This is a genomic window from Leisingera methylohalidivorans DSM 14336 (assembly GCF_000511355.1).
GTDB classification, from domain to species: domain Bacteria; phylum Pseudomonadota; class Alphaproteobacteria; order Rhodobacterales; family Rhodobacteraceae; genus Leisingera; species Leisingera methylohalidivorans.
On sequence record NC_023135.1, the window covers coordinates 429111 to 451552 of the forward strand.

Consider the following 22442-nt stretch of genomic DNA (forward strand, 5'->3'; position numbering starts at 1 on the left):
GCCTTATGACAGAGCTGTGACAGGTCCATGTCAGCTTGCTGTGCTCCCCTTCAGTCATGAGCGGCGAGACCGCGATTTGTCAAATGGGAGGACAAAATGAGCAATTGGACCCTGATGCGCCGGACTGTGATCGCGGCAGCGGCAGCAGCCATGGCCTTTGGCGCACCGGCCAATGCCGAAGAGAAGGTGCTGGACAGCATCCACTTTCTGATACCCGGCGGGGCGGGCGGCGGCTGGGACGGAACCGCACGCGGCACCGGCGAAGCGCTGACAGCTGCCGGCCTGGTCGGCAAGGCCTCCTACGAAAACATGTCCGGCGGCGGCGGCGGCAAGGCTATCGGCTATTTGATCGAGAACGCCGCCAGCCAGCACGGCACGCTGATGGTGAACTCCACCCCTATCGTGATCCGCTCGCTGACCGGTGTGTTTCCGCAGAACTTCCGCGACCTGACCCTGGTGGCGGGCACCATTGGCGATTACGCGGCCTTTGTGGTTGGCAAGGACAGCCCGATCAATTCGATGGCGGACCTTCTGGCCGCCTATAAGGCGGACCCGCGCGGCACCGCCGTTGGCGGCGGTTCGGTTCCGGGCGGCATGGACCATCTGGTTGCAGCCATGGTGATGCAGGCCGCAGGCGAAGACCCGACCGCGGTGAAATACATCCCCTATGATGCCGGCGGCAAAGCCATGGCGGCGCTGCTTTCCGGCGAAATATCGGCGCTCAGCACCGGGTTTTCCGAGGCCATCGATCTGGCCAATGCGGGTGAGGTGAAGATCATCGGTGTAACATCCGAGGAGCGGGTGGACAGCTACCCGGATGCCCCGACGATGAAGGAGCAGGGGCTCGACACCGCGTTTGTAAACTGGCGCGGTTTCTTCGCGGCGCCGGGGCTGCCGGAAGACCGTCTGACGGCCTATCAGGCCGCGCTGGCCAAGATGTACGCCACACCCGAATGGGAAGAGGTCCGGGCCCGCAACGGCTGGGTCAACATTCACAATTCGGGTGAGGACTTCCGCAGCTTCCTGGAAGCTCAGGAACAGGTTATCGGCGATCTGATGAAACAGCTCGGGTTCCTCTGACCGGGCGGCCTGGCGCCCCCGGGCTGTGCTAGGGGTCCACCCGCGCGCTTCCGGGGGCGCCGCGCAACGCGCGGCGGGGCAGCGCCCCCGGTCCCGCAAAATAAAACACGACAGCCGGAGTAGAAAATGGCCCTCGACAGATGGATTGCCCTGATCATTCTGATGATCTGCCTCGCCTATGGCTATACGGCGTTCTTCACCATGGATGGCGCGCTGCCGCCGTTTATGAAACGCAACCCGATCTGGCCCAGCACCTTTCCCAAGCTCCTGTCGGTGATGGCCATTTTCACAGCGCTTTATGTGCTGCTGGGGCTGGAAAAGGGGGCGGAGGAGCCAAAGCCGATGGATATCAACTACCGGCGGCTGACGGACTACAAGCTTGGCCAGGCGCTTATGCTGCTGGGGATGATGGCCGCCTATGCACTGCTGCTGCGCCCCGCGGGATTTCTGCCCGCAACCGTCGCTTTTCTGGCAGCCGGAGCTTTTGTCCTGGGAGAGCGCAAGCTGCACATTCTGCTTCCCATCGCGGCCGCGGCTGCAGGTGTGGTCTGGTATTTGGTGCAGGAAGTGCTGGGGATCTTTCTCAGCCCCTGGCCTGCAATTCTGACAAACGGAGGCTGATATGCTTGAAGGCATTCTGGCCGGTCTTGAAACGGCCTTTTCCCTTACCAACCTGCTGATGGTCATCGGCGGCTGCCTGATCGGCACATTCATCGGCATGCTGCCGGGGCTGGGGCCGATGTCGATTATCGCCATTATGATCCCGGTGGCGATCTCCATCGGTGATCCCTCCGCCGCACTGATCCTGCTGGCCGGTGTCTACTACGGGGCGATCTTTGGCGGTTCCACCTCGTCGATCCTGATCAACGCACCCGGGGTTGCCTCCACCGTGGCCACATCGTTTGACGGATATCCGCTGGCGCGCCAGGGCAAGGCCGGCAAGGCGCTGACAGTCGCTGCCATCGCGTCTTTCTCCGGCGGCACCATTGGCGCGATCCTGTTGATGGTCTTTGCCCCGGCTTTGGCGACAGTTGCGCTGTTGTTTCATTCGGCCGAATATTTCGCCCTGATGGTGGTGGGGCTTTCGGCCATTGCCGCCTTTGCCGGATCCGGTCAGGCGGGCAAGGCGGTGCTGATGACCCTCATGGGGCTGATCATGGCCACGGTGGGCGAGGGCGCGCTGTTCAACATGCCGCGCTTCACCATGGGCATCATGGACCTGCAATCAGGTTTCGGGTTCATCACCCTCGCGATGGCGATGTTTGCACTGCCCGAAGCGATGTACCTGGTGCTCGACCCGTCCCGGTCCAATACCGGTGGAGGCAGCAGCGAGATCAAGGACCTGCGGATCACCCGGGCGGAAGCCAAAGCCATCGCCCCGGTGATCGGACGGCAGTCGATCCAAGGATTTCTGATCGGTGTCCTGCCCGGGGCCGGCGCCACGATTGCCTCGTTCCTTGGCTATGCGGTGGAGCGTAATCTCGCCCCGAAAGAAGAGCAGGAGCAATTCGGCAAGGGATCTATAAAAGGCCTCGCCGCGCCGGAGAGCGCCAACAATGCCGCTTGCACCGGTTCTTTTGTGCCGCTTTTGACGCTGGGTATTCCGGGATCGGGCACAACTGCCATCCTGCTGGGAGCACTGATAGCATTGAATGTCTCGCCTGGCCCCCGTCTGATGATAGATGAGCCGCAGATTTTCTGGGCAGTGATTATCTCAATGTATCTGGGCAACCTGATCCTGCTGATTCTGAACCTGCCGCTGATCCCCTATATCGCCAAGGTGCTGGCGGTGCCGCGCACTTACCTGATCCCCTTCATTCTCTTCTTCACCTTGATGGGGGCCTATATCGGGCAGAACAACGCAACCGAACTGCTGATCCTGGTGGGGCTGGGCATCTGCGCAACGGTGCTTCGGTTTGCGGACTACCCGCTGGCGCCCTTGCTGATCGGCTTCATTCTGGGCTCCATGCTGGAGGACAACTTTGCCCGCTCCATGCAGCTTTATGACGGGCTCGGGTTCATCCTGGAACGGCCGATGACGCTTGGCTTGCTGGGTATGGCTGTCATACTGGTGCTGCTGCCCGGTTACCGCGCAAGGCGGGCCCGGCTGCGGGCCGAAGGAACTGCCGATGCAGACTGACAAAGTATTTGGAAGGCTTCGGCCTTCCAAATTTTCAGCCCGGCGGCAAAGCTCAGGAGATCTATCCGTTCAGGGCTGAAACTGCCCGCTGGTCCGCTGAAATTTTGCTGGCAGGCCTGCGACAGACCATCCTTTCAATCAGTGAGGGACCAGGCGATTCCCCCTGCTGAACACCGCAACGGCTAAAGGCGCTTCCTTTGCAGGTGCATCCTTCCACGGGGCCTTGCTCTAGGCGCATGGCCGCCTAGCGTGGCCGGACCTGCCGGCCGCAGCTTGAAGGTCCGGCAGCCTTCCATATAACGCGCGCCATGCCTGCAAAGATATTTTCGATGGAAGCGCGGGAGGACGGCGGTGCCCGGCTCGCGCTCAAGTACAAGCACGCCGGCCGCAGCGGCATCCAGCGTATTTCCTGCGACCTGCCGCAGGCCGGCCTTTTACAGCTGGTGCTCTTCGCGGAAGCGCTCAGCCTGCGCAGACGCATCGGGCACCCTGTTGCGTCGGATGTGTTACTTGATGGGCTGGTGATATCCTATGACCCGGCGCAACGGGATCTCCATGTCGAGCGGCAGGCCGGCTACTCCAGGCAGACCGCCTGTTTGCCGGTTGCGGAGTTTCACTCCGAAATGGCGGGCATGACCGACATCTGCATCACCCGGGCCGAGGCGTCAAAGAATGGACCGGCCCTGAAGCGCCTGCTGGCCGATTGCCCGGCGCCGGCAAAGCTCGAAGGGCTGCTGGGGCAGGACGAAGCTGATCTGGCCATGCACCAGTTGCGGGAAATCGCTCTTTTGCTGCTGGCGCAGGAAGCCTCCACCCGCGGATCCGCGCTTGCGCGCAAGCTGCGCGGGAAGAAATCACTGGAGCAGGCCGGGGAGGCGGTCAGCGGCCTTGTACTTGAGCTTGCCGCAGAACTCGTTCCAGGTTCTGCCTCAGCCTGAACTGGCGGGCGCAGGGCATCAGCTGACCGTGTCCCTGCTATATGAACCGGCATCCAAACATGCATGCCGGTTCACACTCACTGCCAGTCCAAGCCCGACCAGGTGAACGGCCCCTGTCTCGGAGATCAGCCATTCACGCCAGGCGCGGCGAACTTGTGGCATGAGCCCAGACTAACCGATGCTGCGATGCCTACGAACGTCGGCTTTTTTTATCGCTAGAGAATAGCCTCAGAGATTGCCGTCACTCTAGAATTAGACTTATTCGTTGGTAAGTCGTAAGAATGAGGGTTTCATTGACCACGTCCGTTTTCATCGCTGTTCTGCTGGCCGCTGGTCTTCATGCAATTTGGAATTCCATGATCAAAGGGAGTGCGGACAAGCATACGACCATGTTGGCTGTGGTGCTCGGTCATGTGCCTGTTGCAATGTTGATTCTACCTTTCGCACCCAGTGTCGAATTGGTTGCTTTGCCATGGATATTGGGCGGGGTCGCATTACACTTCGGCTACCAACTGTTCCTGATTGCAGGGTATCGGGCAGGTGATCTCACACTTGTCTATCCAATTGCGCGCGGGTCGGCTCCCTTGATCGTAACAGCCGTTTCAATCGGTTTCTTGGGGGTGTCGTTCACGCGATTAGAACTCACGGGCGTCGCTCTCATTGCGCTTGGCCTTGCAGCGTTGGCAATTGTTCGTGGTGCTGCCGGAGCGCGTAACCCACGAGCCGTCGTGATGGCGCTTTGCACTGGCCTGTTTATCGCCGCGTATTCATTGCTAGATGGAATTGGGGCACGGGTCGCCACTACTGCGCTCGGGTTCTGGAGCTGGGCAGCCATCGGCAACGCCATCGCTTTGACTGTGTGGACGGCGCTGATGCGGCCTCGTTCCCTCACCCGCCTGAGGTCAGACCGCAAGGTCATCGCGTCGGGGCTCATTGGGGGCACTGCGTCATTCATCGCATACGGGCTGGTCATCTGGGCGTTTACGCAAGCGCCAATTGCGCTTGTCACCGCGCTGCGTGAAACCTCAATAGTTTTTGCAATGCTGATCGGTGTCGGCATCCTTAAGGAGCGTGTGGACCTTGCCAAAGTTGTTTCAACGATGATCACAATTGCAGGCGCAATTCTGCTACGCGCATCAAAGTCTTAAGAAAACAAAATGGAAACGATAATGACGAAATTGATATGGATGTCGGACCCTCATTTTGCGGAAGAAGGCGATGTTCTGGGGCATGATCCCCGTGTGAGACTGGATGCGGCGATTGCCCATATCAACCGCAATCACGCTGACGCCGCAATGTGCATTATTTCAGGCGATATCGTAAATCGTGGGACGCGGGCAGGCTACAAGGGGGTGAAGGGCAAACTCAGTGATCTGGATATTACGTACCTCCCTATGATCGGCAACCATGACAGCCGGGACCTGTTCCGAGAGATTTTACCACTGCCTGACACCTGTATGGCGGATTTCATTCAATATCAGGTGGCAACGCCCGATGGCATTTTGCTCTGTCTGGACACGCATAAAGCGGGATCAGATGCTGGAGAGTTTTGTCCGGCACGCGCTGAATGGTTGCGTGAAACACTTATGAACGCAGGAAATACGCCAATATTTCTTTTCATGCACCATCCTCCAATGGCCCTTGGCTTGCCCATGCAGGACACCGAGAATCTAGAGGACGGAGACGGCTTCCTCGATCTCATTTCAGACTTTGCCTGCGTCAAATATCTGTGCATTGGACATGTCCATCGACCAATATCAGGAACTGTCCGGGGTATTCCGTTTTCGACCATGCGCTCCGTTCTATACCAAGCGCCACCGCCGCGCCCTGAATGGACTTGGGAGACATTCAAGCCAAGCAACGAGGCACCAAATATAGGGATAATTCAGCTAGAAGATTCTGCGGTGAGGATACAGTTTGATCAGTTTTGCGAATACCAACTTGGCGTGACACCAGATTGAGAAATCCATAGATCGCGGCTTCGGCTGGTAGCGCCAAATTCGCCTAATGCGGCTTTTGAGGCAGTCGCAGCGAAAGATAACTTCGTCCGCACTGTGAACCCTCGGGCGTAGTGCAAGGAAGGCCGCTTTCTGCGCTGTACGCTCGGTCAGAGGCAATTTCTCTGACGAGAAAGGCAGAACTATTTGGTGATTTTCAATGAAGATTTGGTGGAGCCTAGGAGGATCGAACTCCTGACCTCCTGCATGCCATGCAGGCGCTCTCCCAGCTGAGCTAAGGCCCCAAACCTGTCCGCTTTCCAGTGTCCGTTCCGTTTCCGGTGCGGTCCGTCTTGCGGTGTGAGCGTCGTTTAAGGGACGGCGGCGCAGGCTGCAAGCGGAAAATGCGCCGGGTTCCAAACTTTTTTCCCGGCACTGCCGGAGGGCTGCCCGGGGAAGGCGAAGCGCGTCCCCGGGCGGCTGGAAATACCTTAGGAATCGTCCTCTGGGGTCGACATGTCGGCAATCTCTTCCAGCGGGACGTTGTCCTCGTCATCGTCATCGTCCAGGACATCATCGCCCAGATCGACATCGACGTCGTCGTCATCTTCCAGAACCGCGTCATCCCCTTCGAGGTTCTCTTTGGCCTTCAGGGTGGCCGCATCTTCGGAATCGGCTTCGATCATCCGGGTCTTGCCGGTGTCCAGCTCGACGGCCTCGCCCGTGTAGGGGCTGACAACCGGGTTCTTGTTCAGGTCATAAAAGCGCTTGCCAGTGGTGGGGCAGACGCGCTTTACACCCCATTCTTCCTTGGGCATGTGGATCCCCTTGATTTACTGGTGAGTCGTATCGACGATTCCGGTGCCTTGCCATATGAGGGGGGGACTGTCAAAGCCTTTGCCGGAAAGGGGCGCGCGCATGGCCACACATCACCTGCCCGGAGACCCGCCGGTGCCGCTGATTTTGCGGCGGTCGGCGCGGGCGCGGCGGATCAGCCTGCGGATCTCTTCGCTGGACGGGCGGGTGACGCTGACACTGCCCAAAAGCCTGCCGGAACGGGCCGCACTCGCCTTTGCCGAGGAGAAGGCGGACTGGATCCGGTCGCATCTGGAAAAGCATCCCGAAACGGTGGAGGCGGGGTTCGGCACAGTGCTGCCGGTCGATGGCCAGAACCGGGTGGTTGAACGCGCGCCGGGGCGGCGCATCCAGCTGGATGCGGGCCGCATTGCGGTGCCGGGGGACAATCCGGGACGGGTCTTGCAGCGCTATCTGAAGGAGCTGGCGCGCAACCGGCTGGCCGAGGCGTCGGATTTCTATGCCGCCCGGCTGGGCAAGAGCTACAGCCGTCTGACCTTGCGCGATACCCGGTCGCGCTGGGGGTCCTGCACCGCCGACGGCGGGCTGATGTATTCCTGGCGGCTGATCCTGGCGCCGCCCGCAGTGCTGCGCTATGTCGCCGCCCATGAGGTGGCGCATCTGCAGGAGATGAACCATTCGGCAGCATTCTGGGCGGTGGTTGAACGCCTTTATGGCCAATACGAGGCGCCGCGGGCCTGGCTGCGCGAAAACGGCGCCGGCCTGCACCGTTACCGGTTCGGCGAATAGCGGCAAGGCTTTGACCCCGCGGATGAGCGGGCTAAGCTGTTGGCAGGTACCTGTTTCCAGTTTTCCCGGTTCTTGAGGCTAGCCCGTGTCAGACAAACCGCAACGACGCCTTGCCGCCATTTTTGTGCTGGATGTCTCTGGCTTCAGCCGGCTGATGGCCGAAGATGAGACCGGCACGCTGAACCAGGTTCTGGCGCAGCAGCAAAGCCTGATTGCCCCGGTGATCCGCAGCCATGAGGGCCGGATCATCAAGCTGATGGGCGACGGGGTGCTGGCGATCTTCCCCAGCGTGATCTCGGCGGTGGAGGCGGCAGCCGGGATCCAGGCCGCCGCCGCCCGCAACCGCCATCTCCAGCTTCGGATCGGCATCACCCTGGGCGAGGTGCTGATTGCCCAGGGCGATATTTATGGCGATGACGTCAATATCGCGGCCCGGCTGGAGGCTTTGGCACCGGTTGGCGGGGTGGCCCTGTCGGCAGAAGCATACGGCCAGGTGCGGGGCCGCATTCCTTATGCGTTCGAGGACCTGGGCCTGCATGAGGTCAAGAACATTCCCGCGCCTGTGCAGGTCTATGTGCTCGGCGACGAGCTGACCTCGCTGCCCAGTCTGCACCCGGCCGCCGCACCAGAAAAAGCGGTCGGGGCAGTTTCGTCACCGCGCCGGCGGGCAGGGCGGCCTGTGTGGCTGGCGCTGGCTGCGTTAACGGTCCTGGCTGCGGCGGGCGGCGGCTGGTGGGCCGCGGGCATGCCGGGTCTGCAAGGGGCGTGGCAGACGTCCAGCGGGGCTGAGCAGGCGCGGCCGCTGGTTGCCGTGCTGCCTTTCACGGCGGCCTCGGCATCTCCCGAACTGGCTCAGGCGGTCACCGGCGAGGTGATCCGCGCGCTTGCCGCGGTGCCGGGCCTGGCAGTGGTGGCGCCGGCCAGCAGCGGCGCCGCGGCTGGTCTGCCGCCGGACCAGGCGGCGAAACTGCTGGGAACAGAGTTCCTGGTCAGCGGCCACCTGCCTGCCGCTCCGTTGCAGGGGATCCGGCTGGACATCCGCAGCCCGTCCGGGCAGGCAGCCCTGCCGCCCCGCCCGCAATCCAGCCTGTCCGGGCTGGCATCTGCCGTGGCGGCAGATATTCTCAGCTCCTTCAGCCAGCCGGTGCCTGAGGCCGCGGCGGCGGCAGTACCGGATCAGGCGCTGATGCAGCTGCTGGCAGCCCGCAGTGAACTGGCGGCCGGCCGGCAGCACGAGGCCAGGCTGGCCGTGGAACAGGCTTTGCAGCTGGTCCCCGGACTGGCAGAGGCAAGGGTGCTGCAGGCTGAGCTTGACCTGGATTTTCTGACCGGCCCGCTGGCCCGCCTGCCGCAGCGCGCGGCCAAGGCGGCACAGTTGCTCGAAGGGCTGCCAGAAACACCCGGAACCTTGCGCATCCGCGCCCTTGCGGCGCAGTTCGGCGGCGCACCGGACACCGCCTTGACCCATGCGCAGGCGTTGAAGCGCTCTTTCCCGAACGATGCAGATGGCCATCTGCTGCGGGCCTGGCTCTTGCAGGCGGAGGGGCAGGGCGCCGCCGCCGAGGACGCCTATGCCACTGCTTTGCGGCTCAATCCGGTGCCGCCTGCGCTGTACCACAGCCTGCGCGCGTCGATGCTGTTTGATGCCGGGCAAGTGGGGGCAGCCGTTGACACTGCCGGTGCGGCGCTGGCGCTGGAACCCCGGGCGCAGCTGGCCCAGGCGGTGCTTTGCGCGGGGCTGGCCACGCTGGGCCGGTTTGACGAAGCCGGCAGCGCCTGCGCGCAGCTGCTGGCCGCAGGGCTGACCCTGGATCAGGCCGCGGGCGCCTTTCCCTACGGTGCCGGCGCCGGACCCGGCAGCGCCCGGCAGCGCCTGCGCACCGGGTTCAGCCTGGCAGGGCTGCCTGGCCGCCCGTGACCTGCTGCCCCGGACCTGCGGCCCGTGACCTGCTGCCCCGGACCTGCGGCCCGTGATCTGCGGCCCGTTTCCGCTGGCCGTGATCACACGCGCGGATCTATCCGCTTGACCGCGGCGCAATTTGTGATCACTTGAGGGGATGAACCTGACTGCCCGCTCTCCCCAGGACGCTGCCGCCCCGGCCCACGACCGCGTTTACCGCGCTTTGCGGACCCGTATCATGCATGGTGAAATCACCCCCGGCGCAGCGCTGACGCTGCGCGGCATCGGCCGCGAATTCGGCGTCTCGATGACCCCCGCGCGCGAGGCTGTCCGGCGGCTGGCCGCCGAGGGCGCGCTGTTTCTGTCCTCTTCGGGGCGGGTGTCGACGACGGAGCTTACCAACGAGCGGATCGAAGAGCTGGCCGCCCTGCGCGCACTCCTGGAGGTGGAACTGTCCAGCCGCGCCTTGCCGCGCGCGCATATGGCCCTGATCGACCGGCTGCAGATGATCAACGGGACGGTGGCCGAGATGGTCACCAAACGCGACGCGGTCGGCTATATCCGCACCAATCTGGAATTCCACCGCACCCTGTATCTGCGCGCCCAGGCGCCGGCCATGCTGGCGATGGCCGAGACCGTCTGGCTGCAGCTGGGCCCCACCATGCGGGCGCTTTACGGCCGGCTGCGCCGCACCGATCCGCCGCAGAACCACCGCCTGATCATCGCGGCGCTGAAGGCTGGGGACGAACCGGGCTTGCGTCTGGCGGTGCGCTCGGATGTGACCCAAGGCCTGCGGCTTCTGGCCGGGTAAACCCGCACAGCGGACCCGGCCGCCATAAGCGGCAGCGGCGAGGCTCCCGCCTGTTCCGGTCAATTTTCAGAATTGCCCTCACAGTTGGGCGTGGCCCGGCGCCTTGGCGCCGGGCCACGCCCAAGGCCGCCAGCGCCGGTGGCGCCAGCCGGCGATGGGCGGGCGCGGGAGGGGTCCGCTGCCTGCGCTCTTAAGGTTCAGCGCGCCTGGTCAGGCTTCGCTGCCGGTGTAATAGGGCGAATTCATTGCCTTGCTGGCCGCCTCGGTGGCCGAGGCATCAAAGACCCTTGTGTAAAAGGCGCAGCCCAGTTCTGCCGCAGTTTCCGGGAACAGGTTCAGCGCAAAATCCAGTGCATTGTCCAGGCTGTCAAAGGCGTCGAACCCGCCCAGAGTCTGGGTCTGCAGTCCGCTTAGCCAAACCTTGTTCTGCAGCCCCGGCAGCGTTTTCAGCGCCGCGTTGCGCGCTTTCCAGGGGGCCTCTTCAAACGGCACCGCCAGTTGCAGTTCGGTGTACACAAACGCACCCGGCGCCGCAGCCCCGCTGTTGTAATACACCGCACCCATATCGCGGCTGGCCGCGGCGGTAGCTTCGGCGTCAAATACCCGCGTGTTGTGCGCCACGCCAAAGCTGCGCGGCTCGCCCGGGAAATAGCCGGTCACAAATTTGCGGGCATTCTCAATACTGTCAAAGGCATAAAAGCCGCCGATTGAGTTGTTGCCGTGGCCGGACAGCCAGGTCTTGTTCAAAAAGCCCGGCTGCTTCCGGATCGCGGCGTTGATCTCCTGCAGCGGCACCTGGTCGAACGGCACAGAGATGGCAACTTCGGTATAGACAAAGGCTTTCGGGGTCATGGCAGTTTCCTGTGTTTTGGCAAGGGAAGGCAGCAGCAGCGCCCCGGCAGAGGCCGCCAGCAGTTGGCGGCGGGACATCCGGGAAGGTGCGCGGGAACCCGCGCGGGGTCGGTTCAGTGTCATGTTGGCTCCGGTTTAATAGCTTGCATTTTGCAAGTGTTTTGAAGTTTCCATGTAAGCTTGCATTTTGCAAGTGAAAAAATTATCAAGAGTGCATGACTGAAAAGCACAGCAAATATGAGTCCGGTTGCCCGGTGGCCTATGCCCTTGATATCTTCGGCGACCGCTGGAGCCTTCTGGTGATCCGCGACATGGCCGTCAAAGGCGCGCGCACCTACGGCGAGCTTCAAAACGGCTGGGAGGGGATCTCGACCAACATCCTGGCGCAGCGCCTCAAGCAACTGGAGGAGGCCGGGATTCTGAGCAAAAGCAAGGACCCGGAAAACGGCCGCAGCTACATCTACGCACTCACGCAAAAGGGCCGGGATCTGGCCCCGGTACTGGCAGATATCGCCCTGTGGAGCGCAAGATACAACAAAGCCGGCCATGCAATGACCGGCTTCAGTGACAAAGTGCAGGCGGACCGGGACGGCGTTGTTGCCCGGATCCGCGCAGGCGAGCTGCCTTAAGCGCCTGGCGTTACGCTGCCAGCCCCTTGGAGCCGATGTCCAGGAATTTCTGGCGCCGGTCGTTGATCAGCTCAGCGGCATCCTTGCCGGACAGTTCGTCCAGCATCTCCTGGATTGCGCCGCTGACCGAGGCCATCGCTGCCTTGGCATCGCGATGCGCGCCGCCCAGCGGTTCCGGGATGATCCGGTCATTGACGCCCAGCTTGTGCAGGTCCTGCGCGGTCAGGCGCAGCGCTTCCGCTGCTTCGCGCATCTTTTCGGCATCTTTCCACAGGATCGAGGCGCAGCCTTCGGGGCTGATCACCGAATAGACCGAATGCTCCAGCATCGCCACCCGGTTGGCACTGGCAAAGGCCACCGCGCCGCCGGAGCCGCCCTCGCCGATGATGACTGAAATCAGCGGCACGCCGATTTTCAGGCACATCTCGGTCGAACGCGCGATGGCTTCAGACTGGCCGCGCTCCTCGGCGCCTTTGCCGGGATAGGCGCCGGCGGTGTCCACCAGGGTGATCACCGGCAGTTTGAACCGGCTGGCCATCTCCATCAGGCGGATTGCCTTGCGGTAGCCTTCGGGCCGGGCCATGCCGAAATTGCGCTCAATCCGCGATTTGGTGTCGCTGCCCTTCTCATGGCCGATCACCACCACCGGCTGGTCGTTGAACCGGGCAAGCCCGCCCATCACTGCCAGATCGTCGGCAAAGTTGCGGTCGCCTGCCAGCGGCGTGTACTCGGTGAACAGCGCCTTGATGTAATCCTGGCAATGGGGGCGTTCGGGGTGCCGTGCCACCTGGCATTTGCGCCAGGGCGTCAGCTCCTTATAGAGGTCCTTCAGCAGCTGCGCCGCCTTGGCGTCCAGCGCCGCGGCCTCATCCGCCACGTTCATTTCCTCATTCGCGCGCGCCAGCGCCCGCAGCTCCTCCGCCTTGCCTTCGATTTCGGCCAGCGGTTTTTCGAATTCCAGATACTGGGTCATATCGCCTCTGCTCAGCGGGTTTGCAGCTATATGGCCTTCTGCGCCGCAAGATGCAACTCAGCAAGATTTGCGATCTGCTGCCATGGCATCAGGGACCGGCCGCGAAAGCAACGGAAGCACCGCCGATGGCCGCCGGTTGCAAAGACCGGAGACCGCGGGTTCCGGCCTGTAAACACGGCCGCACCGGCGGCACGCTGCCCGAAGGGACGGAGGAGGCCGGCCGCAACAATCCGCGGCAAATTGCGCCCGAGAATTCGCTGAGCAGAATCCGCCTGCCGTTAAGGTCGCCCTACGCCTGCAGCAGAATCGCCGCCAAGGACGCCACCAGCACCGCCGCCATGGTCCAGTTGAACGCCCGCAGCTGCGCAGGCCGCGTCAGCAGCCGCCGCAGCTGCTGGCCGAGCATGGTCCAGGTCGAGGCCGAGAAGCACCCGATCAGCAGATAGGTGCCCGACACCCACAGGATCGCGCTCAGGTCGCGGCTGGCTGCATAGAGCGTGATCGCCCCCAGCGCCATCGCCCAGGCCTTGGGGTTCACCCACTGAAAGGCGCAGGCCTGAACAAAGGTCAGCGGCCGCCCCTCTGCCGCGCTGTCCACGGGCGGGGCGGCATTTGCGACCTTCCAGGCCAGCCACAGCATGTAGACAACCGATAGCGCCCTCATGACCGTGGTGAGCGGCGGAAAAGCCTCGAACAGCTGCATCACGCCCACACCGACCAGCAGGATCATCAGCGGAAAGCCGATCGCCACGCCCAGGAGATGCGGGACCGTGCGCTGAAAGCCATAGTTCGCGCCCGACGCCATCAGCATCAGATTGTTGGGGCCGGGGGTGAAGACGGTGCCGAAGGCAAAGGCGGCCAGTGCAAAGAGGAGTTCATATGTCATGGGCAGGAAACTTGCGCAGTTTTCGCCAAATGAAATTGCGTTTTGCAGCGCCTGATGTGTATTTTCGCAACCAATGGCGAAGAATGATCAGATAAACCAGCGTATATTGCAGGAACTCACCCGCGACGGCCGGATCAGCAATCTGGAACTGGCCGAGCGGGTCGGCCTGTCGCCCTCTGCCTGTCTGCGCCGGGTGCAGGAGCTGGAACGCTCGGGCGTCATCACCGGCTACCGCGCGGTGCTGGACCGGCAGAAGCTGGGGGTGGGATTTGCCACCTATATCGGCGTCGGCCTGGGCGAACACACCAAGGACGCGCAGGAAGCTTTTGAACGCGCCATGCAATCCGCGCCCGAGGTGGTCGAATGCCACAATATCACCGGCACCATCGAATACCTGCTGCGCGTCGAATGCGCCGATCTGCCCAGCTACAAACGGTTCCACACCGACATTCTGGGCACCTCGCCCTATGTGACCGGGATCACCACCTATGTGGTGATGGGCTCGCCCAAGGATCTGCGGGCGTGACGGCGGCGCGGCTGGACTTTTGAGCATTTGGAGGAAGATGAAGCGAGGCAGACTTTCATCTTTCCTCAAATACTCACCTCACTTCGGAGGCCGCAGGCGCGCGGCGGCGGGTGTTGCGCATCCGGCGTACGCTGCCCTCACCTGATCTTAAACCGCCCGAGGCAATCTTGCACCCGGTCGCGATCACCCGCCGGGGCTTGGCTCTCCGGCAGATATGGAACAGGGCTCCCGCCTGGCAGCGGGGTCATGCAGAGACAACGTTTAGCATGCGGGCGGATACGCCCGTCCGCCTCCGCCTTATTGGCGGCGCCGCCAATCCTTAACTGCCAGTTGAGACGGCACTGGGAAATGGCACTGGGAAATGGCACTGCAAAACGGCACTGGGAACATGATCTGGAACAGATGAGCAACCGGCAGGGCAGGGGCCCTGGCCGGGCAGACCCCATGGGCCGGGGCAGCCGTTCTACCGGGGGGGCAGCAAAACCCGCATGGCGATCTCCGGCGAGGCCAGCACCGGCACCTGCGTCTGCGCCCGCAGCACCGCTGCCGCCCCGGCCATCGAGGCCTGCGCCAGCACAGCGCAGCCAAACGCGCCATCCTTCAGCGCCCCTTCGATGCTTTCGGCTATAGCCGCAGAAAACGCCGTGCCGGCGCCGGTTTCAAACAGCGGCCAGTGCTGCGCCAGAGATAACGGGGTCAGGTGCGGATCACGCCCGCCAAAGGCGCGCCGCAGCAGCGCCTCTGAAGGGGCCGCCGTGCTGTCCAGGCAATAGGCCATCAGCACCGGCCCGCCAATCCGCGCCGCTTCCTGCATCATCGGCCAGTCGATGCGGATGGCGCCTGCCTCCTCTGCAACCGGGCCCAGGGTGGTGCAGGTGCACAGCACCGGGCCGTCAGCCGCGCTGATGGCCGCCGCTATCTCCGCCCTCAGGTCGGCGCCAATGCCGTCCCGGGCCCGGGCCAGCCAATCGCTGCGCACTTGCTGATTCAGATCCGCTTCGGGGGCCAGCGCCCGGAACGTCCTCGCAAGCGCGTCTGCGGTATGCAGCAAGGTCAAATCTGCCATCAAACCCTCCATACGGAAAAGGCGCCCCATCGGGACGCCCTTGCACTCTGTCTATGCGAACCGGCGTCAGCTGTTCGCAATCAGTTCGGCCTGGGCGACAATCACCTCAGCCTGCTTGATCGAGGCGATATCGACAAGACGGCCCTTGTAGACGGTCGCGCCGGCGCCCGAGGCCTTGGCCTCTGCCATCGCGGCCAGGATCTCGCGGGCTTCCGCCACAGCCTCCTCCGAAGGGGTGAAGACCTGATTGGCCAGCGCGATCTGGCTGGGATGGATCGCCCATTTGCCGACCATGCCCAAGGTCGCAGACCGTTTCGCCTGGGCGATATAGCCGTCCTCGTCCGAGAAATCGCCGAACGGCCCGTCAACCGGCAGGATGCCATGGGTGCGGCAGGCGGCGACAATTGCAGCCTGGGCCCAGTGCCAGGGGTCGGACCAGTGCTTTTCGCCGTCGCGGATCATATAGTAGTTTTCCTGCGTCCCGCCGATGCCGGTGGTCTGCATCCCCATCGAAGCGGCGAAATCCGCTGCCCCCAGGCTCATCGCCTGCAGCCGGGGCGAGGATTTGGCGATCTCCTCGGCATGGGCAATGCCTGCCGCCGACTCTATGATCACTTCAAAGGACACCGGCTTGGTCCGGCCCTTGGCGCGCTCGATCGCGGTGACCAGCGCATCCACCGCGTACACGTCCTCGGCGCAGCCGACCTTGGGGATCATGATCTGATCCAGGCGGTCGCCGGCCTGCTCCAGAATGTCCACCACATCGCGGTACCAATAGGGGGTGTCGAGCCCGTTGATCCGCACCGACAGATACTTGCTGCCCCAGTCGACGCTGTTGATCGCCTCGATCACATTGGCGCGGGCCTGATCCTTGTCGGAGGGGGCCACTGAATCCTCAAGATCAAGATTGATCACATCAGCCGCCGAAGCCGCCATCTTCTCAAACAGTTTCACCTTGGAGCCGGGGCCGAACAGCTGGCAGCGATTGGGGCGCGCCGGTGCGGCGGGCTGGATGCGGAAGGACATGCGGAAACCCCCTGGGTAAGGAAATTGCAGAATTTTCGCCCATCGGGTTATTAAATTGCGCGCTGTCTTGCAAGTGGATTTTGCACTTGCGGCAAGAAACGCCGCGTTGCGGCAATCCCGTTTGCGCCTTTTCCGTCGCAAACCTGCGCGAAGCTGCCGCCGCCATGCTGCACTGCGCAGGAAAAGACACGGGCGCCGATCCGTGCGGAAAAGGAGTGACATGAAACGCGCATTGATCGACAACTGGGCCCTGTTCCTGGGCATGCTGCTGCTGATGGTCGGCAACGGGCTGCTGGTCACGCTGCTGACGATCCGCGGCTCGACGCTGGGGTTCACGGACCTTGAGATTTCCGTCATGCAGTCCTGCTACCCGCTGGGGGCGCTGGCAGGAACAATGCTGACCCCGCTGCTGATCGAGAAGGTCGGCCATATCCGGGTGTTTTCGGCGCTGGCGTCGATGGTCTCGGTTGCGGCGATTGCCCATCTGCTGACCTCGGATCCGGTCAGCTGGGCAGCGATGCGGCTGCTGGCGGGCTTCTGTTTTCCGGGCCTTTATGTGATCACCGAAAGCTGGCTCAACGCCAAGTCGGAGAACCGGATCCGGGCGCAGGTGCTGTCGGTCTATTTCATCATCCAGACGGCGGGGCCGGCGCTGGGCACTGCAATGGTCGGCCTGCCGGATCCCAGCGGCAACCTGCTGTTCGGGGTCACCTCGATCCTGCTGTCGGTGGCCATTGTGCCGCTGTTGCTGTCGAATATCAGGGCGCCGGATTACTCGGCGCCGGACCGGATGCCGGTGACGCGGCTGTACATAGTCTCGCCGATGACGGTTCTGGGCATCGTCATCATGGGGGCGGGCGTGGTGGCCTGGTACATCAGCCTGCCGCTTTATGCGCTGCAGAACGGCTTCAGCGAGGCGCAGGCCTCGGGCGCGCTGGTGATTGCGCTGATCGCCGCAGCACTGATGCAATACCCGGTGGGCTGGCTGTCGGACCGCACCGACCGGCGTTATGTGGTGATTGCGCTGTCCGGCATTTCGGCGCTGGTGGCGCTGTGGATGGCGGTGGACACGGCGCCCTCGCGCATTGTGGTCGGGTTTTCCGTCATCGCGGCAACCACGCTGCCGATCTATTCGATCCTGGCGGCGCACGCCAACGACCAGCTGCAGCCGGGCCAGGTGGTTCCGGCCAGCGGCACCATGGCGTTCCTGCTGCAGCTGGGGCAGTTTTTCGGCATTCTGATCGGGCCGAACATGATCAGCCTGGCGGACGGGCGGGGGCTGCAATATCTGCTGATCGGGGTCGGGGTGACCGTTGCGCTGATCGCCATTGCGCGGCGCGCGACCTCCGGGGCGCCGGAGGACACTGGCGAATTCCAGGCCATGGGTGTGATCGGTGTGGCGCAGCCGGGCGTGCTGCAGGCGGAATCATGGGCGGAGGAGGAAACGTCTGTTAGCCGCGGTGGAAGAGAAGAATATTCGAGTGTTTAGTGATTTATTCGAAGAAAGCCGACCTAAAGCGGGTTTCCTGCGCGATTTCGAGAGGACTTTGCGCGAAATTAGCCCGATTTTAGCGTGAACGATTTAACTCGAAGGATGAGCGCGATGATCGAGACCCCTTATCTGCTGTTTCTGGGCGACGCGCCTGACATGCTGGCCGCCAAAGTTGCCATCGGCATCCGCGACTGGCGCCCGGACCACGCCGTCGGCCAGATCAGCCTGCCGGGCTGCGGTGCCGACCTGGGCCTGACCGAGATGACCCTGGCCGAGGCCAGGGACGCCGGCGCCAAGACGCTGGTGATCGGCGTCGCCAACCGCGGCGGGGTGATTTCTCCGGCGTGGAAAGAGGTGCTGATCGCGGCTCTGGAAATGGGCTATGACATCGCTTCGGGCCTGCATAACCTGCTGCGCGACGAAGGCGACCTGGTGGCGGCAGCACAGACCTATGGCGGTACCCTGCACGATGTGCGCGTCCCCACTGTCGGCTACCCGATCGCCAATGGCGTCAAGCGCAAGGGCAAGCGCTGCCTGGCCGTTGGCACCGATTGCTCGGTCGGCAAGATGTACACCGCCCTGGCGATGGATGCCGTAATGCAAGAGCGCGGCATGAAGTCGACCTTCCGCGCCACCGGCCAGACCGGCATTCTGATCACCGGCCACGGCGTGCCGCTGGACGCGGTCATTGCCGACTTCATGGCGGGCTCCATCGAGTATCTGACCCCGGACAATGATGAAGACCACTGGGACCTGATCGAGGGCCAGGGCTCGCTGTTCCACGTCTCCTATTCGGGCGTCACCATGGCGCTGGTGCACGGCGGCCAGCCGGATGCGCTGATCCTGTGCCACGAGCCGACCCGCACCCATATGCGCGGCCTGCCGGAGTATGACGTGCCAAGCCTGGAAGAGCTGAAAGCCGTGGCCCTGCCGCTGGCACAGCGCGCCAACCCGGCCTGCAAGGTTGTCGGCATCTCGGTGAACACCCAGCACCTGACCGAGGACGAGGCGGTCAAGTATCTGGCAGAAGTTGAAGAACGGATGGGCCTGCCCGCCGTCGACCCGTACCGCCACGGTGCAGGCCGCCTGGTGGATGCGCTGGCCGCGGTCTGATCTAACAGCCCCGCCGGAGGTGCCTGCTGCGTAAGCAGCTGCCTCCGGCGGGAGTATTTTTGAACAGATGAAAGCGCCGGAGCCGGGTTTTCCGGGCATCCGGCTGAGGTTCGCCGCGCGCTGCGGGGAACCGGTGGAAAGGGCAGTTTCATGAACATCACCGTCACCCCGGACGTCTTCAAACTGGCGCAGGTCTTCACTATCTCGCGCGGCTCGCGCACCGAGGCCAAGGTGCTGACCGTGCGGGTGCAGAAGGACGGCGCCACCGGCTGGGGCGAATGCGTGCCTTATGCCCGCTATAATGAAACGCTGGACAGCGTGACCGCCGAGATCGAGGGGCTGCCCGCTGATTTCACCCGAGAAGAGCTGCAGTCGCTGCTGCCCGCCGGCGCCGCCCGCAACGCGGTGGACTGCGCGTTGTGGGATCTGGAGGCCAAGCAGGCCGGAAAACGGGTCTGGGAACTGGCGGGTCTGGACGCGCCGGGGCCGGAAATCACCGCCTATACGCTGTCGCTCGACACGCCTGAAAAGATGCAGGCGCAGGCGGCTGAAAATGCGTTCCGCCCGCTGCTGAAGATCAAGCTGGGCACCCCCGATGACATGCCCCGGCTGGAAGCGGTGCGCGCCGGCGCCCCCGATGCCAGGATCATCATTGACGCCAACGAGGGCTGGTCGGCCGGAGTTTACGCCGAGCTGGCACCGCATCTGCTGCGGCTGGGCGTGGAACTGGTGGAACAGCCGCTGCCTGCGGGTGAAGACGCCGCGTTGATCGGCATGGACCGCCCGGTGCCGGTCTGCGCCGACGAGAGCTGCCATGACCGCACCAGCCTGCCGAAGCTCAAGGGTAAATACGACGTGGTCAACATCAAGCTGGACAAGACCGGCGGTCTGACCGAGGCGCTGAAATTGCGTGAACAGGCTTTGGCCGAGGGCTATCAGGTGATGGTCGGCTGCATGGTCGGTTCCTCGCTGGCGATGGCGCCGGCGACGCTTGTGGCGCAGGGTGCGGCGGTTACGGATCTTGACGGGCCGCTGCTTCTGGCCGAAGACCGCGAGGAACCATTGTTGTTTGATGCCGAAGGGGTCCACCCCCCGAAAGCTGCCCTGTGGGGGTGACGAAAGCCTGGGAAACGATCCGGGGGATCGTTTTCAATGAGGAACGGGCGGAGCCCGGAGACATAAGGAAGATAACATGACCCGTACCGTTTATGTGAATGGCGAATACCTGCCCGAGGGTGAGGCCAAGGTTTCGATCTTCGACCGCGGCTTCCTGTTTGCCGATGCGGTTTATGAGGTGACTTCGGTTCTGGATGGCAAGCTGATCGATTTTGAAGGCCACGCCGTGCGTCTCGACCGCTCGCTGAAAGAGCTGGACATGGCCTCGCCCTGCTCCAAGGAGGAGCTGCTGGAAATCCACCGCAAACTGGTGGAGCTGAACGGCATTGAGGAAGGCCTGGTGTATCTGCAGGTTTCCCGCGGCTCCGACGGCGACCGGGATTTCGTGTTCCCGTCCGAAGACACCCCGCCGAGCCTGGTGCTGTTCACCCAGAACAAGCCCGGCCTGGCCGACAGCCCGGCTGCCGCGAAGGGCGCCAAGATCATCTCGATCGAGGACATCCGCTGGGGCCGCCGCGACATCAAGACGGTGCAATTGCTGTATCCGTCGATGGGCAAGATGATGGCCAAGAAGGCGGGCTGCGACGATGCCTGGCTGATCGAGGACGGCTATGTGACCGAAGGCACCTCGAACAACGCCTACTATGTGAAGAACGGCAAGATCGTGACCCGGCCGCTGTCCAATGACATCCTGCACGGGATCACCCGCGCCGCTGTTCTGCGCCTGGCGGAAGAAGCGCAGATGGAAATCGAGGAGCGCCTGTTCACCATCGACGAGGCGAAGGCGGCGGATGAGGCCTTTACCACTTCTGCCAGCGCCTTTGTGATGCCGGTGGTGGAGATCGACGGTGTGGCCCTGGGCGATGGCACCCCCGGCCCGATCGCCAAGCGCCTGCGCGAGATCTACCTGGAGGAAAGCCGCAAGAAAGCGGTTTGAGGCGCACAGCCCCGATTGATGATGCCGGGGCTGATGATGCCCGGATTGATGATGAAGGCCGTCCCGTTGGGGCGGCCTTTCTGCTTCGCGGCAGCATCGTGAGGCCGTCACTACGCGATGTTTCGATGAGAATTGGCCGTCATTGACGCCTGTCAGTCAACAGTTGCGCGTGAGGCGCAGGAATGTCCCCGCATAGGGTCTTTCACGGCAGGATTTTAACTAATTTTACACAAAATGGGCCGGTTCCGGACGAAATAGGATAGGGTGAAGACATAGGACGCGAGCCCGGATGACCGGGTGTTTGCCAGAGTTTCACGTTAGGGAGTTGCCCCATGGACCAGACCTTTCAGCCGGAGTTTGCAGCAGTTGCGGAAGGCCCGTCAGCCGCGGGCGGCGAGGCCGAGATCCTGGCATCCGTGCGCAGGATCCTGACAACCGAAGTGTCGATTGACCCGGAGATCGCGCAGGCGGCGGCCAAGCGCGGCTGGTTCGCGGGCAATGGCCAGGCGTCGGAGCGTGCAATCAAAAGCTCGCTTGCGGCCCGGTTGCTTGGCCGGTTCCGCGGCTAGGTTTCACTGCTCTGCCGGGGCGGCAGCCGGTACTCCGAAGGCTGTAAGCCGTGTGTTGGGCGGGGCGGCGGTATTCACCGCCGTTCTTCGGCTGCAAAACCGCATCCCCGCCCGCAGGCGCCGGAACAGGCCTGCTGACCAGCCTATTGCTTGCCCGCCACGTTTTCCTTGAACGAGACCTCGAATTCCGCCTGTTTCTCCGGACCGGCCTCGGTCTGGTAGCCGGCTTTCCACTCGGCCATGGTCATGCCGTAATAGGCCTCGCGCGCGGCGGTCTTGTCCATGTCGATGCCGCGCTCGTTGGCCGCCTCCTGGTACCAGCGCGCCAGGCAGTTGCGGCAGAAACCGGCCATGTTCATCAGGTCGATGTTCTGCACATCGGTGCGGTCTTCCATCAGGTGCTTTTGCAAGCGGCGGAAGGCGGCGGCCTGGATTTCAATCTCGGTTTGCTTGTCCATGGCTGGACTCCTTCGGTTCGTTCTGCGGGTCTGCGGCAAGGCCTAGCAGCCGGGGCGGAGGCGGGCAATGGCACCGGGCAGGGGATCAGATCAGCTGCAGCGCGGCCCAAGGCCCCAGTGCCGTTGTCAGGATCAGGATCTTATAGGTCCCAAGCCAGCGGTAGATGGTTAGGCTGACATCCGCAGGCGCCAGTCCGAACATGCGGGCGTGCAGACTGGCCGCCCAGTCCTGCATCAGCAGCATCAGAACGGCAGAGAGCGTGAACAGGCCGAGATGCAGAACGGTCAGCCAGCCGAAGAAGGCAGAGAGGGTGTCCTGTGTCATGAGGGATCCTTTCCCGGTATCGCCCGCGTTTCCCTAACAGATATGGGGAGGCGCGGCTGCGCG

24 protein-coding genes and 1 tRNA gene are annotated in these 22442 nt (G+C 63.1%); 16 read left to right on the forward strand and 9 right to left on the reverse strand.

Annotation, left to right across the window (positions count from 1 at the left end; translation table 11 throughout):
* Positions 1-96: 96 nt before the first annotated feature.
* From METH_RS02190 to METH_RS02215, 6 genes are all read left to right on the forward strand, one after another.
* Positions 97-1080 (forward strand): tripartite tricarboxylate transporter substrate binding protein, encoded by a 984-nt coding sequence (locus tag METH_RS02190; RefSeq protein WP_024088767.1) that lies wholly within the window; start codon positions 97-99, stop codon positions 1078-1080.
* Between the two features lie 126 nt (positions 1081-1206).
* A complete protein-coding gene (locus tag METH_RS02195; RefSeq protein WP_024088768.1) occupies positions 1207-1701 on the forward strand; it encodes a tripartite tricarboxylate transporter TctB family protein in 495 nt (164 codons plus the stop codon).
* A 1-nt stretch (position 1702) separates the two neighbouring features.
* Positions 1703-3220 carry a tripartite tricarboxylate transporter permease gene (locus METH_RS02200; RefSeq protein WP_024088769.1) on the forward strand — a complete coding sequence of 506 codons (1518 nt, stop codon included), beginning with the start codon at positions 1703-1705 and terminating at the stop codon, positions 3218-3220.
* A 308-nt stretch (positions 3221-3528) separates the two neighbouring features.
* The gene (locus METH_RS02205) at positions 3529-4158 is read left to right on the forward strand and encodes a hypothetical protein (protein ID WP_024088770.1); all 630 of its coding nucleotides are present in this window, start codon (positions 3529-3531) and stop codon (positions 4156-4158) included.
* Positions 4159-4451: 293 nt separating this feature from the next.
* A complete protein-coding gene (locus METH_RS02210) occupies positions 4452-5306 on the forward strand; it encodes a DMT family transporter (protein ID WP_024088771.1) in 855 nt (284 codons plus the stop codon).
* Positions 5307-5327: 21 nt separating this feature from the next.
* On the forward strand, positions 5328-6119 hold the full coding sequence (locus METH_RS02215) for a phosphodiesterase (protein ID WP_024088772.1): 792 nt from the start codon (positions 5328-5330) through the stop codon (positions 6117-6119).
* Between the two features lie 205 nt (positions 6120-6324).
* Here the strand turns inward: METH_RS02215 and METH_RS02220 are convergent.
* Both METH_RS02220 and METH_RS02225 read right to left on the reverse strand, forming a co-directional pair.
* Positions 6325-6400: transfer RNA gene (locus tag METH_RS02220), tRNA-Ala, on the reverse strand.
* A gap of 186 nt (positions 6401-6586) precedes the next feature.
* Positions 6587-6913 (reverse strand): TIGR02300 family protein, encoded by a 327-nt coding sequence (locus METH_RS02225; protein WP_024088773.1) that lies wholly within the window; start codon positions 6911-6913, stop codon positions 6587-6589.
* 100 nt (positions 6914-7013) lie between these two features.
* Here METH_RS02225 and METH_RS02230 point away from each other — a divergent pair, with 100 nt between their 5' ends.
* The 3 genes from METH_RS02230 to METH_RS02240 all read left to right on the forward strand — a co-directional run bounded on the left by METH_RS02230 (position 7014) and on the right by METH_RS02240 (position 10411).
* Positions 7014-7700: a M48 family metallopeptidase gene (locus METH_RS02230; protein WP_024088774.1), complete on the forward strand. Its 687-nt coding sequence runs from the start codon at positions 7014-7016 to the stop codon at positions 7698-7700.
* Positions 7701-7785: 85 nt separating this feature from the next.
* The gene (locus METH_RS02235; RefSeq protein WP_024088775.1) at positions 7786-9618 is read left to right on the forward strand and encodes an adenylate/guanylate cyclase domain-containing protein; all 1833 of its coding nucleotides are present in this window, start codon (positions 7786-7788) and stop codon (positions 9616-9618) included.
* Positions 9619-9757: 139 nt separating this feature from the next.
* Positions 9758-10411 carry a GntR family transcriptional regulator gene (locus METH_RS02240; RefSeq protein ID WP_024088776.1) on the forward strand — a complete coding sequence of 218 codons (654 nt, stop codon included), beginning with the start codon at positions 9758-9760 and terminating at the stop codon, positions 10409-10411.
* Between the two features lie 210 nt (positions 10412-10621).
* Here METH_RS02240 and METH_RS02245 read toward each other — a convergent pair whose 3' ends face one another.
* Positions 10622-11263 (reverse strand): YdhR family protein, encoded by a 642-nt coding sequence (locus METH_RS02245; protein ID WP_044008305.1) that lies wholly within the window; start codon positions 11261-11263, stop codon positions 10622-10624.
* Positions 11264-11478: 215 nt separating this feature from the next.
* Between METH_RS02245 and METH_RS02255 the strand changes: the two genes are divergently transcribed.
* Positions 11479-11892, forward strand: coding sequence for a winged helix-turn-helix transcriptional regulator (locus METH_RS02255; protein ID WP_024088777.1), 414 nt, complete (start codon positions 11479-11481; stop codon positions 11890-11892).
* A 10-nt stretch (positions 11893-11902) separates the two neighbouring features.
* Here the strand turns inward: METH_RS02255 and METH_RS02260 are convergent, their stop codons facing one another.
* Both METH_RS02260 and METH_RS02265 read right to left on the reverse strand, forming a co-directional pair.
* Positions 11903-12865, reverse strand: coding sequence for an acetyl-CoA carboxylase carboxyltransferase subunit alpha (locus tag METH_RS02260; RefSeq protein WP_024088778.1), 963 nt, complete (start codon positions 12863-12865; stop codon positions 11903-11905).
* 289 nt (positions 12866-13154) lie between these two features.
* Positions 13155-13751 (reverse strand): LysE family translocator, encoded by a 597-nt coding sequence (locus METH_RS02265; protein ID WP_024088780.1) that lies wholly within the window; start codon positions 13749-13751, stop codon positions 13155-13157.
* 73 nt (positions 13752-13824) lie between these two features.
* Between METH_RS02265 and METH_RS02270 the strand changes: the two genes are divergently transcribed.
* A complete protein-coding gene (locus tag METH_RS02270) occupies positions 13825-14277 on the forward strand; it encodes an Lrp/AsnC family transcriptional regulator (protein ID WP_024088781.1) in 453 nt (150 codons plus the stop codon).
* A 463-nt stretch (positions 14278-14740) separates the two neighbouring features.
* Here METH_RS02270 and METH_RS02275 read toward each other — a convergent pair whose 3' ends face one another.
* Both METH_RS02275 and METH_RS02280 read right to left on the reverse strand, forming a co-directional pair.
* Entirely contained in the window at positions 14741-15343 is a 603-nt protein-coding gene (locus METH_RS02275) for a hypothetical protein (RefSeq protein ID WP_024088782.1), read from the reverse strand.
* Between the two features lie 66 nt (positions 15344-15409).
* Positions 15410-16369, reverse strand: coding sequence for an L-malyl-CoA/beta-methylmalyl-CoA lyase (locus METH_RS02280; protein ID WP_024088783.1), 960 nt, complete (start codon positions 16367-16369; stop codon positions 15410-15412).
* A 220-nt stretch (positions 16370-16589) separates the two neighbouring features.
* On the opposite strand from METH_RS02280, the gene METH_RS02285 reads away from it, so the two are divergent.
* The 5 genes from METH_RS02285 to METH_RS02305 all read left to right on the forward strand — a co-directional run bounded on the left by METH_RS02285 (position 16590) and on the right by METH_RS02305 (position 21596).
* Complete coding sequence (locus tag METH_RS02285) at positions 16590-17858, forward strand: MFS transporter (RefSeq protein WP_024088784.1); 1269 nt, start codon at positions 16590-16592, stop codon at positions 17856-17858.
* A 114-nt stretch (positions 17859-17972) separates the two neighbouring features.
* Complete coding sequence (gene dgcN, locus METH_RS02290; protein ID WP_024088785.1) at positions 17973-18974, forward strand: N-acetyltransferase DgcN; 1002 nt, start codon at positions 17973-17975, stop codon at positions 18972-18974.
* A gap of 150 nt (positions 18975-19124) precedes the next feature.
* The gene (dgcA, locus tag METH_RS02295) at positions 19125-20090 is read left to right on the forward strand and encodes an N-acetyl-D-Glu racemase DgcA (RefSeq protein ID WP_024088786.1); all 966 of its coding nucleotides are present in this window, start codon (positions 19125-19127) and stop codon (positions 20088-20090) included.
* 76 nt (positions 20091-20166) lie between these two features.
* Complete coding sequence (locus METH_RS02300) at positions 20167-21027, forward strand: D-amino-acid transaminase (RefSeq protein ID WP_024088787.1); 861 nt, start codon at positions 20167-20169, stop codon at positions 21025-21027.
* A gap of 332 nt (positions 21028-21359) precedes the next feature.
* Positions 21360-21596 carry a hypothetical protein gene (locus METH_RS02305; RefSeq protein WP_024088788.1) on the forward strand — a complete coding sequence of 79 codons (237 nt, stop codon included), beginning with the start codon at positions 21360-21362 and terminating at the stop codon, positions 21594-21596.
* A gap of 143 nt (positions 21597-21739) precedes the next feature.
* Here the strand turns inward: METH_RS02305 and METH_RS02310 are convergent, their stop codons facing one another.
* Positions 21740-22054: a DUF1244 domain-containing protein gene (locus METH_RS02310; protein WP_024088789.1), complete on the reverse strand. Its 315-nt coding sequence runs from the start codon at positions 22052-22054 to the stop codon at positions 21740-21742.
* Between the two features lie 85 nt (positions 22055-22139).
* Positions 22140-22379 carry a DUF6868 family protein gene (locus METH_RS02315; RefSeq protein WP_024088790.1) on the reverse strand — a complete coding sequence of 80 codons (240 nt, stop codon included), beginning with the start codon at positions 22377-22379 and terminating at the stop codon, positions 22140-22142.
* Positions 22380-22442 lie beyond the last annotated feature (63 nt).